Origin of the sequence: Microbacterium sp. zg-Y625 (assembly GCF_030246925.1) — a bacterium.
In the GTDB taxonomy this organism is placed as follows: Bacteria; Actinomycetota; Actinomycetes; order Actinomycetales; family Microbacteriaceae; genus Microbacterium; species Microbacterium jiangjiandongii.
On record NZ_CP126740.1, the window covers coordinates 244,123 to 257,287 of the forward strand.

The 13,165-nt window shown below is 68.2% G+C and carries 11 protein-coding genes; 5 read left to right on the forward strand and 6 right to left on the reverse strand.

From position 1 onward, the window contains the following. The first annotated feature begins 32 nt into the window (after positions 1–32). Positions 33–929, forward strand: a complete 897-nt coding sequence (locus QNO14_RS01140; RefSeq protein WP_257507030.1) for a DUF808 domain-containing protein — start codon at positions 33–35, stop codon at positions 927–929. 23 nt (positions 930–952) lie between these two features. Here the strand turns inward: QNO14_RS01140 and QNO14_RS01145 are convergent, their stop codons facing one another. Further along, a complete protein-coding gene (locus QNO14_RS01145) occupies positions 953–1,870 on the reverse strand; it encodes an alpha/beta fold hydrolase (RefSeq protein WP_257507029.1) in 918 nt (305 codons plus the stop codon). A 104-nt stretch (positions 1,871–1,974) separates the two neighbouring features. Between QNO14_RS01145 and QNO14_RS01150 the strand changes: the two genes are divergently transcribed. Beyond that, positions 1,975–2,418, forward strand: a complete 444-nt coding sequence (locus tag QNO14_RS01150; protein WP_257507094.1) for a MarR family winged helix-turn-helix transcriptional regulator — start codon at positions 1,975–1,977, stop codon at positions 2,416–2,418. 23 nt (positions 2,419–2,441) lie between these two features. Here QNO14_RS01150 and QNO14_RS01155 read toward each other — a convergent pair whose 3' ends face one another. The 3 genes from QNO14_RS01155 to QNO14_RS01165 all read right to left on the reverse strand — a co-directional run bounded on the left by QNO14_RS01155 (position 2,442) and on the right by QNO14_RS01165 (position 6,014). Beyond that, entirely contained in the window at positions 2,442–3,116 is a 675-nt protein-coding gene (locus tag QNO14_RS01155; RefSeq protein WP_257507028.1) for an IclR family transcriptional regulator, read from the reverse strand. Then, positions 3,116–3,856, reverse strand: a complete 741-nt coding sequence (locus QNO14_RS01160; protein ID WP_257495427.1) for an IclR family transcriptional regulator — start codon at positions 3,854–3,856, stop codon at positions 3,116–3,118. Before QNO14_RS01160 ends, QNO14_RS01155 begins: the two co-directional genes overlap by 1 nt. Positions 3,857–3,986: 130 nt before the next feature. Continuing rightward, the gene (locus QNO14_RS01165; RefSeq protein WP_285184366.1) at positions 3,987–6,014 is read right to left on the reverse strand and encodes a ThuA domain-containing protein; all 2,028 of its coding nucleotides are present in this window, start codon (positions 6,012–6,014) and stop codon (positions 3,987–3,989) included. Positions 6,015–6,352: 338 nt separating this feature from the next. Here QNO14_RS01165 and QNO14_RS01170 point away from each other — a divergent pair, with 338 nt between their 5' ends. The 3 genes from QNO14_RS01170 (at position 6,353) to QNO14_RS01180 (ending at position 11,482) form a co-directional block, all read left to right on the forward strand. Continuing rightward, the gene (locus tag QNO14_RS01170) at positions 6,353–9,331 is read left to right on the forward strand and encodes an outer membrane protein assembly factor BamB family protein (protein WP_257506930.1); all 2,979 of its coding nucleotides are present in this window, start codon (positions 6,353–6,355) and stop codon (positions 9,329–9,331) included. 82 nt (positions 9,332–9,413) lie between these two features. Further along, complete coding sequence (locus QNO14_RS01175; RefSeq protein ID WP_257495668.1) at positions 9,414–10,019, forward strand: hypothetical protein; 606 nt, start codon at positions 9,414–9,416, stop codon at positions 10,017–10,019. 92 nt (positions 10,020–10,111) lie between these two features. After that, positions 10,112–11,482 carry a DUF916 domain-containing protein gene (locus QNO14_RS01180; protein ID WP_257506929.1) on the forward strand — a complete coding sequence of 457 codons (1,371 nt, stop codon included), beginning with the start codon at positions 10,112–10,114 and terminating at the stop codon, positions 11,480–11,482. Here the strand turns inward: QNO14_RS01180 and QNO14_RS01185 are convergent. Both QNO14_RS01185 and QNO14_RS01190 read right to left on the reverse strand, forming a co-directional pair. Beyond that, positions 11,471–12,124 carry a TetR/AcrR family transcriptional regulator gene (locus QNO14_RS01185; protein ID WP_257495670.1) on the reverse strand — a complete coding sequence of 218 codons (654 nt, stop codon included), beginning with the start codon at positions 12,122–12,124 and terminating at the stop codon, positions 11,471–11,473. The genes QNO14_RS01180 and QNO14_RS01185 overlap by 12 nt on opposite strands. Beyond that, positions 12,117–13,031 (reverse strand): shikimate dehydrogenase, encoded by a 915-nt coding sequence (locus tag QNO14_RS01190; protein WP_257506928.1) that lies wholly within the window; start codon positions 13,029–13,031, stop codon positions 12,117–12,119. Before QNO14_RS01190 ends, QNO14_RS01185 begins: the two co-directional genes overlap by 8 nt. Positions 13,032–13,165: the final 134 nt, after the last annotated feature.

Genomic DNA, 13,165 nt, shown 5'->3' on the forward strand with positions numbered 1-13,165 from the left:
CCGCCACGTCCTCCGGTAAGAGAAGGTCACACATGTCGGTCGGACTCCTCGCCGTCGTCGATGACATCCTGACAGCCGCGCTCAAAGCCAGCGCGAAGACCGCGGGCGTCGTGATCGACGACGCCGCGGTGACACCTCAGTACGTGCAGGGGATCACCCCCGCCCGCGAACTGCCCGTCGTGTGGAAGATCGCCCTCGGCAGCCTCGTCAACAAGTTCGTCATCATCATCCCGATCGCGCTTCTGCTCACCGCGTTCGCGCCGTGGGTGCTGCCGTTCCTTCTGATCATCGGAGGCGGCTTCCTCTGTTACGAGGGGGCGGAGAAGGTCCTCGAGTGGTTCGGTAAGCACCACGCGCACGCCGACGACGAGCCGCGCGATGAGAAGAAGCTTGTGCTCGGCGCGGTGCGCACGGACCTCATCCTCAGCACCGAGATCATGCTCATCTCCCTCGCGAACCTGGACCCGGACTTCGGCATCTGGATGACGCTCGGCGCGCTGGTGGTCATCGGTCTCGCGATGACGATCGTCGTCTACGGAGCCGTTGCGCTGCTGGTCAAGATCGACGACGTCGGGCTGCGGCTCATGAAGAGCGCGTCGCGCCGCGTGCGGCGCACCGGCGTGCGGATCGTCGCCTCCATGCCCGCCGTCTTCCGGGTCATCAGCGTCATCGGCACCGTGGCCATGCTCTGGGTCGGTGGCCACCTCGTGATCGCGAATCTCGCGGAGACGCTGTGGGCGGGACCCTACGACCTCCTGCACTTGGCGACCCACGCGGTCGAAGCCGCGGGTCCCGTCGTCGTCTGGGTCGTGGACACGCTGATCTCCGCCGTCTTCGGCCTCGCCCTCGGACTGGTCATCGTCCTCGTCATCGCCGGCATCTCCCGAGTGGTGAAGCGCCCGGCGGCGGCGCCGCACACCACCGCATAGTCTGCGCCCGAGACCGCGGTGCTCTAGGCGCTCGCGGGGAACCTGGCGTCCTGAGGGGCGAGCCCGGTGACGAACTCGAGGATCGCGGCAGCCATGGCCTCCGGAGCCTCGAGGGCGACGTAGTGGCCCACCCCCTCGAGCTCGACGTGCGCGATCGGCCCGTCGACGATCTGCTCGAGGGTCGTCGCGGTGAAGCGTCCGCCGAAGCCGCCGATGGCAAGAGCGGGCACCTGCAGGGGAGTCGCGCTGCGGGAGCGGAAATCCTCGCCCTCCGACAGCATCGACCGATACAGGCCCGCCGCGCCGTTCCACCCACCCTCGCGCGCGTAGCCGCGGCTGAACTCCTCGACGTCCGAACTGCTGATCGATCCCGCCACGGCCGTCATCGAGGGGAACGCCCACGTCTCCAGCAACTCGCGTTCGCGGCCGGTGAAGAGCATGCGAGCGATACCCGGCGCCGCCAGCACGCCGATATGCCACGAGCCGCCGTGCGTGATGTCGCCGAAGGCTTCCAGGCCGAACCCCGCAAGACCCATCTCCACCGCGGTGATGCTCCGCACGTCTTCCGGGTGGTCGCTCGCCAGCCGGTACAGGGTGCCGCCGCCGATGTCCTGCCCGACGACGTGCACGGGGCCGATGCCGAGGGTGGCGATCAGCGCATGCACATCCTCCGCGGCCGTGGTGCTCGAGAAGTCCTCTTCGGCGACAGCGGAGTCCCCGAAGCCGCGCAGGTCCACGGCGTAGACGCGCAGTCGTGACGACAAGAGCGGGATGACCTTGTGGAAGGCCCACCAGGATTCCGGGAACCCGTGCAAGAGGACGATCGGCGGTGCGCCGGCATCCCCGGTAGATACATAGTGCAGGGTCGTGCCGTTCACTTCCGCCGTGTGGTGTTCGACCTGCGGGATCGATGCGCCATGGGGTGCGCGCGTCGCGTTCATGTCGTGCTCCTGTTCTCGGAATGACAACCGGGTTGTCAAGATAGATCTTGACAACCGTGTTGTCAAGATCTCGTGTCCCGCGGTACCGTCGACGCGTGGAGAAGATGACCGGCGCCCGCTTCGCCCAGCTGCTGTACCGCTCCTTCGACGCGATGGTCGACGCCGTTCAGGGGGACCTCGCGCGCGAGGGTCACGCCGACCTCAGCGTCGCCCATGAGTTCGCGATGCAGGCGATCGACGGGGGAGCCGCGAATGCGGCGGAACTCGCCAGGGCCCTCGGTGTCACCCGTCAGGCTGCCGCCAAGACGATCGCGGCCCTCGAGGCACTGGACTACGTCGAGCGCACGTCGGACCCGGCTGACGCGCGCCGCAAACGCCTCGTCGTCACCGAGCGCGGCCACGACGCCATCGCCATCGGCGCCCGCGGGTTCGACTCCCTCTATCAGCGGTGGCGCGATGCGGTCGGCAGGGAGAACGCGGATGCCGTCATCGAGGCGCTCGAGGCGATCACGGCGCCGAACGGCGTGCGGGGATCGAGCGTCGGGTAGTCGACGACGCGGCGGCAGGCGCCTCAGTGACGGGGGAACGTTCCGCGGGACAGTCGCCGCGTGAGCGACTTCGCCGCGGCGCGGAGAAGGGGAGCGATCTTGCCGGCGTCGAACCCTTCGGGTCCGCTGAAGACACAGATCTCGCCCTCGACCTGACTGCCGGGCTCTCCGAAGACGCACGATGCGCAGGACACACCGCCGCCTGCCTGGGCGTCCCCACCCCGCCCCTGGCCACTGAGCGGCTGCGGGTGACGGTCCACGACGATCACGTCGGGCGCCGCGTGATGCGCCGGGAGTCGCGCTCCCACCCGTATTCCGGACGGAATACCGCTGCGGCCGCGCAGGACCGAGACGCAGACGAGCTCATCCCCGTCAAGGATGCCGAGGTGAACGCCCTCCCCGGTGCGCTCTCGCAGTTCGAGCATGGCCGGGAGTGCAGCGACGCGCAGGTCGCGTGGGTCCCGCGCCAACTGGCCCAGCTCGAACACCCGCAGTCCCAGGTGGAGGATCCGCCCGTCTCGTTCGAGGTATCCGTGCTCGACGAGCGCCGCCGCGACTCGGGACACGGTGGACTTCGGCAGGCCGGAGCGGCGGGCGAGCTCCGACAGGCTGACCCCGCCATCGTCCGCGTCGAACGCCCGCAGAACCCCGGTGACACGGTCGAGCACACTCAGGGAGTCGCCGCCGTCGGCGTCCATCAGTGGGTCGCCGACGCCAGGCGACGCGTCAGCACCAGCGCGGCGTGGCGCACGAGCGGCGCTATCCGCCGCGGGTCCATGTCGTCGACGGGGCCGGCAGCGGAGATCGCCGCGACAGGCACGCGGTCGGGGGAGAGGACAGGGCTTGCCACTCCCACCACACCCGGGAACGTCTCGCACCGGTCCAGAGCCACACCGTCCGCGCGGATGCTCGGGAACTCCCGCTCGAGCAGGTCGCGCTGACGAGCATCGAGATGCGCGCCGATGTGCGTCCCGCCGATCTCATCCAGCGTGAATGCCAGGACGGCCTTGCCCAAGGCCGTGGTCGCCGATGGCACCCGCGCTCCTGCTCGCGACGGTGACGGATGCAGCCGTCCCTGCACGGAGATGACCGAGAGCATGTCGCTCCCCTCGCGCACCGCGACATTGAGGTGTTCGCCTGTCGCGTTGTACAGCTCCGCGAGGACCGGCATCGCCGCCGCGCGAAGGCGGCGCGGCGTGGACGCGCGCGCCCCGAACTCGAACAGCCGCAACCCGATCTCGACCTGTCGGTCTGTACGCGTGAGGTACCGCTGCCGGACCAGCTCGCCCACCAGACGCGACACCGTCGACTTCGGCAGGCCGGTGCAGACAGCGAGCTGAGCGATCGTGGTCGATCCCCCCGCCTCGCGTACGGCGTTGAGGATGGAGAGGATGCGGTCGAGCACCGATACGCGCTCGCATCCGACAGCGGAACGCATGTGTGGAGTATCCATCCGGTCGCGTACCGGACCCGAAACGTCCCACTGAGTGGAACGACCGAGGGCTCGGGCAGACGTCATGCCTGCCCGAGCCCCCGATGCGCACCTCAGCGAGGGGCGCTCACAGCCGTCATCCTGCGCAGAAGGGGGAGACGCCCATGGTGCTTTCGATGCCGGCGAGGACGTGCTGTTTGAAGAACTCGTCTCCGGGCAGGGGTGCGTCCGTCCACGCGGCGACGTCGTGGCCGAGGGTGGTCAGCCATGCTTTGGAGCCGTCGTAGTACTGGCACCAGCTCACGGGGTGTTCTGCCCCGTGGCCATCGGGTCGCACCTCGCTTGTGGCCTGGTCGACTTCGAGGAGCACGTTGACGTTGGACGGGTAGGGGCGGAGGTTGTACCACTCGTCCTTGAAGGGCCAGGTCTCCGGCATGAACGACGTGGAGACGTCCTTGTCGTTGATGACTTCGACGGTTCCCTCACGGTTCGGACCGTGGTTGAGGAAGTTCGCTCCGCCGAGCAGGCCCTCGTAGTACGGCCAGTCGTATTCGGCGCCGAACGCGTTGTGGATGCCGACGAAGCCGCCGCCGTCACGGAGGTAGGCGGTCAACCGGTCCTGAGCGGCGTTGTCGAACGTGTCCCGGTTTCCGCTGAGGTTGATGACCGTGTGGTAACGCTCCAGGTCCGTGAACTCGGCCAGGTCCTCGGTGTAGTCCACCTTGATGCCGCGTTCTTCGAGCCAGGCCTTGAGCGCGGCCTGCGCGATGTTGTTCTCACCCAACGGCGGGTTCACACCGGCCGGCAGCGCCGTGCCCAGGTGGGCGTGACGCGGACCCGCGGTGCGGCTCCAGATCAGGACGCGCTTCTCCTCGCCCTCGACCCACCCGTTCCCACCATCGGTGTAACACTCCGGATCAATCCCACGACACACCCCGTAGTAGGCCCCGTAATCCGTCACCACCGTCTCGGTGAATGTCTCGCCGTTGCGCTGTCCCGTCACCGTCACGGTGACCGATCCCGCCGCTAGCGGCATCACCCGCGAGTTGAGGGAGGCAGCCACGGTCGCGCCGGGGCGCACGTTCGCGAACGACTTCGATCCGAACGACGCCTGCACCTTCACGGAGACCGGTACATCGGAGGGGTTGCGCACCGATACCGAGAGGTACGCCTTGGACGAGAGCGTGCGCGGCGTGACCGTCACCTCGGGGGCATCCGTCGCCGGCGCGCAGAAGGGGGAGACGCCCATGGTGCTTTCGATGCCGGCGAGGACGTGCTGTTTGAAGAACTCGTCTCCGGGCAGGGGTGCGTCCGTCCACGCGGCGACGTCGTGGCCGAGGGTGGTCAGCCATGCTTTGGAGCCGTCGTAGTACTGGCACCAGCTCACGGGGTGTTCTGCCCCGTGGCCATCGGGTCGCACCTCGCTTGTGGCCTGGTCGACTTCGAGGAGCACGTTGACGTTGGACGGGTAGGGGCGGAGGTTGTACCACTCGTCCTTGAAGGGCCAGGTCTCCGGCATGAACGACGTGGAGACGTCCTTGTCGTTGATGACTTCGACGGTTCCCTCACGGTTCGGACCGTGGTTGAGGAAGTTCGCTCCGCCGAGCAGGCCCTCGTAGTACGGCCAGTCGTATTCGGCGCCGAACGCGTTGTGGATGCCGACGAAGCCGCCGCCGTCACGGAGGTAGGCGGTCAACCGGTCCTGAGCGGCGTTGTCGAACGTGTCCCGGTTTCCGCTGAGGTTGATGACCGTGTGGTAACGCTCCAGGTCCGTGAACTCGGCCAGGTCCTCGGTGTAGTCCACCTTGATGCCGCGTTCTTCGAGCCAGGCCTTGAGCGCGGCCTGCGCGATGTTGTTCTCACCCAACGGCGGGTTCACACCGGCCGGCAGCGCCGTGCCCAGGTGGGCGTGACGCGGACCCGCGGTGCGGCTCCAGATCAGGACGCGCTTCTCCTCGCCCTCGACCCACCCGTTCCCACCATCGGTGTAACACTCCGGATCAATCCCACGACACACCCCGTAGGTGGGGTCGGTCGCCACGGTGCTGACCGCCACCCGTGCGGGGCGGTCGTTGCTGGTCGGGGCCGGTCCGCCGACCAGCATGCCGGTCCCGAGCGTCGCTGCTGCGAGGAGCGCGACCCCCGAGTATATGAGCGATTTCATCTGATCTCCTTTGATCGGGCTGACGCCTCGAGCGCTGCAGGCGCGGAGCGCTCCGGCTCGGCACGACGGTAGGACGCGCCCGATGCGGGGGCAAAGGACGTCCCACCCAGTAGGCCGAAGGCCCTCCCATCTCTCGCGCGCGCCGGGCGCCGAGGGTCGTCCGCCGGACGTGTGCCACTCGGTGGGCCGTTCGGTTGCCCCTGAGAAAAAGCCCGGTCTAGTCTCCCGAGCGCTGGCCCAGGTCGCCGATCCCAGTTCGGCAACCCGGCTTCACCCACAAGACGCGCGGCGGCCCCAGACCGCCATCCGTCCGATCGATGGCGATCAAGGAGCAGATGATGCACAAGACATGGAGAACGAAGCTCGGGGCCGTGGGCGTGTGCGCGATGGCGCTGACGCTCGCAGTTTCAACCTCACCCGCCCTCGCGGTGGGCAGCGGGTCCGAACCCGTTCCGCCGGCTGGTCTGACCGGGCTCGAGCCGACCGGTGCCGATATGCCCACGGTCGGCGGCAACCTCGGCAACCAGCACTACTCCGGTCTGACTCAGATCGCGAAGGACAATCTCGATCAACTCGCCCCGGCCTGGCGCACGCACGTCTCTGCAGTCGCACCCGCCACCGACGACACGGGTCAGCAGACGACCCCGATCGTCGTCGAAGGCGTGATCTACATGGACACCCCGAGCGGCGGGGTGATCGCCGTCGACGGTGCTTCAGGCGCCCCGGCGTGGAAATGGGAGGGCGGCGCGTACGGTCTGTCGGGGACACGCCGCGGGGTGTCGGCAGGGGACGGGAAGATCTTCACCCTCGCGGGAGGCAATCGGGTCGTCGCACTCGATCAGGCGACGGGAGCGGAAGTCTGGGCTGTCCAGCCGACGGGCCCGGAAGGCGAAGACGTGGGTCGCGTCGGCAAAGTCGCGACGGTGTACTACAACGGGATGGTCTTCGCCCACGCCGCTGACGGCGACCGCGGCGCGGTCGTCGCGCTCGACGCCGACGATGGCTCTTACCTCTGGCACTTCTTCGGGGGGCCGCAGCGTGGCGAGACCTTCACCGGGCTCGACGGGGTGACCTTCGATGCGTCCGAGACGTGGGGTCCGGTGCTCCCTGACGGGACGGACTGTGCGCAAGAGGGCGGTGCGACTTCGTGGATGCACGGAGCGGTGGACCCCGAGCTGAACGTGTACTACATGACGTTCGGAAACCCCCGCAGCTGCAACACCTCGCAAGACGGGTCACAGCGTCCGGGAGACAACTTGTTCTCCACCACCATGGTGGCGGTGGATGCCGGCACCGGTGAGTACAAATGGCACTACCAGTCGATCCGCCACGACATCTGGGACATGGACAACGTCCACCCCCCGACGCTCGCCGACATCGAGGTCGACGGCGTGGAGCGCAAGGTCGTCTTCTACGGCAGCAAGTCCGGGCATCAGTTCGTGCTCGACCGGACGAACGGGCAGCCGGTCCTTCCGGTGATCCAGAAGCCGATGATCACGGACTCGCGACAGAGCCAGCCGGACACCCAGCCCTTCCCGGCGTCACGCCTGCTGCCGGAGTGCGTCGTGTGGGAGAAGCTCGGCACGGACAACATTCCGGGCGACCCCTGGCGGGCGGTGCCGAACTACAACGGCTACCAGCCCGACGCCGAAGGAAACCTCGTGTTCAACCCCGACAGCTATGTCGCGGCGGACGAGCCCTACCTCACCTATCCGGAGGGCTCCTCGGGGCACCGGGAAGGCTGCATGTACGACCCGCAGTGGGACGCGCCGATCCTGTCGACGACCAGTCAGAACGGCGGCGGGGACTGGTCGAGCCAGTCGTACAGCCACAGCACGAACCTCGTCTACTTCCCCTATGGGACCAACCCGGTGGCGCATTACAACGGCGCATCGGCCAACGGGCTGCGGGCGATCGGCCAGTATCAGACGGGCGGAATCCTCGCTTACGACGCCTCGACGGGTGAGGTCGCGTGGACCAATCACCTCGGGACCGACATGTCTCACGGTCAGTCACCTCTGACCACCGCTTCCGACCTGCTGGTCGTCGGGCAGATCGACGGCCGCGCCCTGATCATGGATGCCACGACAGGCGATGTCCTGTGGGAATTCCAGACCGGCTCCGGCATCGCGGCGGCTCCCGTGACCTACGAGGTCGACGGGGAGCAGTACATCGCCGTCTTCGCAGCGGGATCGACCAATCCGTATGGCGGATCCGTCACGCAGGGAGACTCGCTCTGGGCCTTCAAGCTCGGCGGAAGCTACACCGCGGACTCGGGGAGCCAGGAAGGTCCCGATACCGCGCCGCTGACGATCCGACGTCCCGTGGGTGGCTCCGCCGTCGCCGGCGAGACGGTCGCGAACACGGTGCTTCTCGCTCGCACGAGCCGTACCGACGACACCGCAGCGGCGCAGGACAGTGTCGCGACCGGCGCCATGCAGCCGACTCACCTGCGGGTGCCGGTCGGAACGACGGTCACCTTCCGCAACCCGGGGGTGGAGACTTTCCCGAACTTCCCCAACCTCAAGCCCCACTGCGCGACGCAGTTCTTCGAGGGGGAGTTCAACGCCAGGCTGCAGCCGGGGGAGACCTACGAGCACACGTTCGACCGTGCCGGTGAGTACTTCTTCAACGACTGCACCGATCCGCGACCCACCGGAAAGATCGAGGTCTACCTCGAGCCGCAGGCGCAGCCCGCTGCCCTGACGTTCACGCCCGATCGACTCTCGCTGGGCTCCCCCTCCGGACTGTTCACCGACGTGAGGGGAACCGTCTCCGCGCGGTTCGACCTGCCGGCCGGACACGCGTACGACAGCGGAGCGGTTGTGGTGGCGCCACTGTCGGTGTCGCCCATCCCTGCGTCGAACGTGACGGCCGAAGGCGACCACCTCATCCTCGAGTTCGATGCGGCGGCCCTCGACCACAACGTGCCGGTCGGCGAGACGGACCTGACGGTCAGGCTGAACACCATCGACGCCTCGGGGGTGCAGCGGCAGCTGACCTCCACCGCGACGGTGACCGTGTCGAAGGACACGTTGCACGTGACCACGACGCCGCGGTCGCTGGCGGGCAAGGTGTACCTCTCGGTATCGGCTCTCAACGATGCGACGGTCCCGGTGGACATCGTCATCTCGAGCCCGTTCGGCGACAAGACGTTCACCGACGTCGCGCCCGGCCGGACGGTCTCGGTGTCGCTCAACACCCGCGGGGCATCGATCACCGCCGGTGAGGTCACGGTCACGGCGACGGCGAGCATCGACGGCAGGACGCTCACCCGAACGAAGACCGCCGGCTTCGAGGCCTTCCCGGCCGGCTGATGTCGCCGCTGCACCCCTGTTCCCGCCTGAGGTGCCACGACGGCTGGGACGAACCGATCGATCAGACAAAGGAGATTCAATGATGAACCGAACCATTCTCACACGGGCGGGTGCCGTCGCGTTCGGCGCGCTGCTCCTCGCGTCGGCGGGCACGGCTGTGGCCGCCGCGGACGAGACCGACGAGGTCGAGATCAACGTCGAGGTCACCGACCGCTACCCCTCGGGGGTGCTGGCGATGACCGTCGCCGCTGCCGAGACGACACTGACGGAGGTCGACAGCGGCGACCCGCTGGTGAGAGAGTTCACCGGCCAGCTGCCGACGGTCACCGTCACGGACACCCGCTCGGTGGTGCCCGGCGCGCCGTGGGCGGTGCACGGCACCGCGAGCGACTTCGTCTCGGGGGCGAGCATGATCGGTGCCGAGCATCTCGGGTGGACGCCGATGCTCGTCGGCGACTACGGCCCCGCGGTGGAGCCCGGCGGCGACATCGAGACCGTGGTGGACGACCCCGGCAGCGAGGGTCTCGCCTTCGCAGACGGGGAGCTGCTCTACGTCAACTGGGATGAGGTCGACACCTACTCGCAGGGCTCGTGGAGCGCGACGGCCGGACTGCAGCTGAAGGTCGATGCGACGCAGGTGGATGCCGGGTCGTACACGTCCGTGCTCACCCTGTCGCTCTTCGAGTGACGGTCGCGGCGGGGGTGCTGCCTGGGGGCGGCGCCCTCGCCGCATCCTCATGTCCTCGCACCGTCGCGCCCCCGCCCCTCCCGAAGGTCCGAATGAACCGCTTCCTCCCTCGCATCGCGATCGCAGCGCTCGCCCTTGCGCTGCTCTCGATTCCCTCGGCCCCGGCCGCGTACGCCGATGATCAGCCCGACGGCGACGTCACGTGGTCGATGAGGCCCAGTGACGGGGCCGGCGAAGACGGCCGCGCGTGGATCGAGCGTGAACTCGAGCCGGGGGAGAGCGTCGTCGAGCATCTCCTGGTCCGGAACCTCAGCGCGTCGACGGTGACCTTCCGGCTGTCGGCTGCCGACGGCTACTTCACGGAGACCGGCCGGTTCAACATGCTCACCGCGGATCAGGAGTCCGTCGGCGTCGGCACCTGGATCGAGCTGCCCGATGAGGTCGAGGTGCCCTCGGGCGGTGACGCGATCGTCCCGTTCACCATCACGGTGCCCGACGATGCGACGCCGGGGGATCACCCAGGGGGCGTCGCATCGAGCATCCGCACGAGCTCGAATGGCGAGTTCGGTATCGAATCCCGCGTCGGATTCCGGGTCATGACACGCGTGACGGGTGAACTCGCGCCCAGTCTTGCCGTCGAGTCGACCGGCACCTTCACCGGGTCGTGGAATCCTTTCGATCCGGGACGCTTGGACATCGGTTACACCATCGATAACACGGGCAACACGCGGCTCGCCGTCGCCCCGCAGGTCGCGGCGAGCGCGCTGTTCGGCCTGGTGTCCTTCACCGTGGCGGGGGAGCCGATCGCCGAGATGGCACCCGGTGAGAGCCGATCCGGGACCGTGCGCGTGTCGTCGGTCTGGCCGCTCTTCGCCTACTCGACGAAGGTGGTCGCCTCCGCGACGGGCGTGAGCGACGAACTCGCCGCCGGAGAAACGGCTTCCGCGTCGGCGGCATCTGTCGTGGTCGCGATCCCGTGGGCGCAGCTCGCTGCGATTGCGTTGGCGGCCCTGCTGATCTGGCTCATGTGGCGGGACCGCCGTCGCCGCGAGCGCCTCGTCAGCGCCCTCATCGAACAGGCCCGGCAGGAAGGCCGAGAGTCCGTATCTGCGGGTTCCGCACGGTCGTCGCGACGCGGGGCGCCGGTGATCGTGCTCGTCGTCCTCCTGGCCATCGCTCTCCCGGTCGGTGGCGCGCCCCCGGCATCCGCCGCAGACGACGCCGACCTTCGCGGACCCCACGGCGTCGTCATCCACGTGGAGATCGCCCGCACGCCGGAGGTGGCCCCCGTGGCCCCCGTGGCTCCGCCGGCTCAGGTCGACCGCGACGTCTCCTTGCCCCGCCCGAACGCGCCTGACTTCACCGCGCTTGCGGGGATCGGGCTCGCCGTGATGGGTGTCGGCGCGGCCGCCTATGTCGTGAGTACCCGGCTCCGAAGCCCGGGACGCGGCTCAGCGCCCTGACGTCATCGTGGCCACGATCATGTCGCCGATGAGCCTGCGGTGCGGCTCCTGCAGGGCGGGAGCGAGCATGTCGCGGTCGAAGATCGCGGCGAACGTGTGTCGATTCGCCACATGGAAGCATGCGTAGGCGCTGATCATCATGTGCACGTCGACGGCGTCGACGTCGCTGCGGAAGAGCCCGGCATCGACGCCTCGCTCGATCACTTCCTCCAGGAGTGTGATCGCGGTCGCGTTCTCACGGAGGATCGTCTCGGACCTGCGCAGATGCTGCGCCTGGTGGATGTTCTCGATGCTCACCAGCTTGATGAACGCTTCATGGGTCGTGTGATGGTCGTAGGTTGCCACCGCGATGGTGCGCAGTGCCTCGTCAGCGGGGAGTTCATCGACCCGGATGTCGCGCTCGACCTGACGGATCTGGGCATATACGCGTTCGAGGACGGCGAGGTAAAGTCCCGCTTTCGACCCGAAGTAGTAATAGAGCATCCGCTTGGTCGTCCGCGTGCGCGCCGCGATCTCATCGACGCGGGCCCCCGCGTACCCATTCGCAGCGAATTCGGCCACGGCGACCTCGAGGATATCCTCCTGGCTTCGGATCGCGCGGGGCGTCGTGGCCTGCGCGGCCGCTTCTTCCGCCTCAACCATTCGCCACTCCGAATGCTCCGCTTTCGTGCTCGATGAGCGAGCGGAAGTGCCGCTCCATCCGTTGGCGGTCGGGACGAACCCCCGTGATGATCTCCATGCTTGCAAAGGCCTGACCCACCGCCATTCTGCCTCCGTCCAGCACCGGAAGACCGCGTTGCGCCGCCTTGCGGATCAGCTCCGTCTCAAGGGGACGATAGACCACATCCGAGACCCAGGTGCCCTCCCCCAGGCGCTCCACATCGAAGGCGACTCCGGGGTGATGCGTCATGCCCAGCGGGGTCGCATGCACGACCCCGCTGGCGACCGCGAGGATGTCCCCGAGGTCCACCGCCGGTGTGTAGCGCACCCGTGCTGAGGGAAAGAGCTCCTGCAGCGTGTCGGCGAGATCCTGCGCGCGGCGCTCATCCGCGTCTACCAGCCGCAGGTCGACCGCACCGCACATCAGGAGCGCATAGGCGGTGGCGGCTCCCGCGCCACCGCAGCCGAGCTGAACGACGAGCGCCAATGAGGCGCGGGGAAGCCCGGCGACAAGGCCGTCTCGATAACCCATCCAGTCGGTGTTGTAGCCGATGGTGCGCCCCTCGCGCAGCAGGACGAGGTTCACCGCTCCCAGCCGCTGTGCGTCATCGTCCGCCTCGTCCACGAGCCGGTAGGCGATCTGCTTGCATGGATGGGTGATGTTCACGGCGTCGTACCCCTCGGCGACGACGTCGGCGATCAGGGCTCCCAGGTCCTCAGGCGCCCGACCGAGGGTGAGCAGATCCAGAACGCGGTACTCGTAGTCGAGCCCGAGCGCGGCGGCCTCCACCTCATGCAAAGGCGGAGTCAGTGAGGAGCCGATCCCTTCCCCGATGAGTCCCACCAGGTGCTTGGCCTGCGCGCGCTCCGTGGCGGCGCGGGTCCTCATGCGCGCTCCACGACGCGGCCGTCGCCGGCTGCCGCCGCGGTGCTCGGACTCCGGTGCGGTGCGGTGCGCTTCTCCACGGGTGCACCGGTCAGGCGGCGCGTCGTAGGGGACATTCGCATGACATCCTCTCGGAG

Excerpts from the sequence above, each read along its gene's own strand:
- QNO14_RS01160 (WP_257495427.1), bottom strand. The coding sequence starts at position 3,856 with ATGCGTTCCGCTGTCGGATGCGAGCGCGTATCGGTGCTCGACCGCATC.
- QNO14_RS01145 (WP_257507029.1), bottom strand. The coding sequence starts at position 1,870 with ATGAACGCGACGCGCGCACCCCATGGCGCATCGATCCCGCAGGTCGAA.
- QNO14_RS01185 (WP_257495670.1), bottom strand. The coding sequence starts at position 12,124 with ATGGTTGAGGCGGAAGAAGCGGCCGCGCAGGCCACGACGCCCCGCGCG.
- QNO14_RS01175 (WP_257495668.1), top strand. The coding sequence starts at position 9,414 with ATGAACCGAACCATTCTCACACGGGCGGGTGCCGTCGCGTTCGGCGCG.
- QNO14_RS01170 (WP_257506930.1), top strand. The coding sequence starts at position 6,353 with ATGCACAAGACATGGAGAACGAAGCTCGGGGCCGTGGGCGTGTGCGCG.
- QNO14_RS01165 (WP_285184366.1), bottom strand. The coding sequence starts at position 6,014 with ATGAAATCGCTCATATACTCGGGGGTCGCGCTCCTCGCAGCAGCGACG.
- QNO14_RS01140 (WP_257507030.1), top strand. The coding sequence starts at position 33 with ATGTCGGTCGGACTCCTCGCCGTCGTCGATGACATCCTGACAGCCGCG.
- QNO14_RS01180 (WP_257506929.1), top strand. The coding sequence starts at position 10,112 with ATGAACCGCTTCCTCCCTCGCATCGCGATCGCAGCGCTCGCCCTTGCG.
- QNO14_RS01155 (WP_257507028.1), bottom strand. The coding sequence starts at position 3,116 with ATGGACGCCGACGGCGGCGACTCCCTGAGTGTGCTCGACCGTGTCACC.
- QNO14_RS01190 (WP_257506928.1), bottom strand. The coding sequence starts at position 13,031 with ATGAGGACCCGCGCCGCCACGGAGCGCGCGCAGGCCAAGCACCTGGTG.
- QNO14_RS01150 (WP_257507094.1), top strand. The coding sequence starts at position 1,975 with ATGACCGGCGCCCGCTTCGCCCAGCTGCTGTACCGCTCCTTCGACGCG.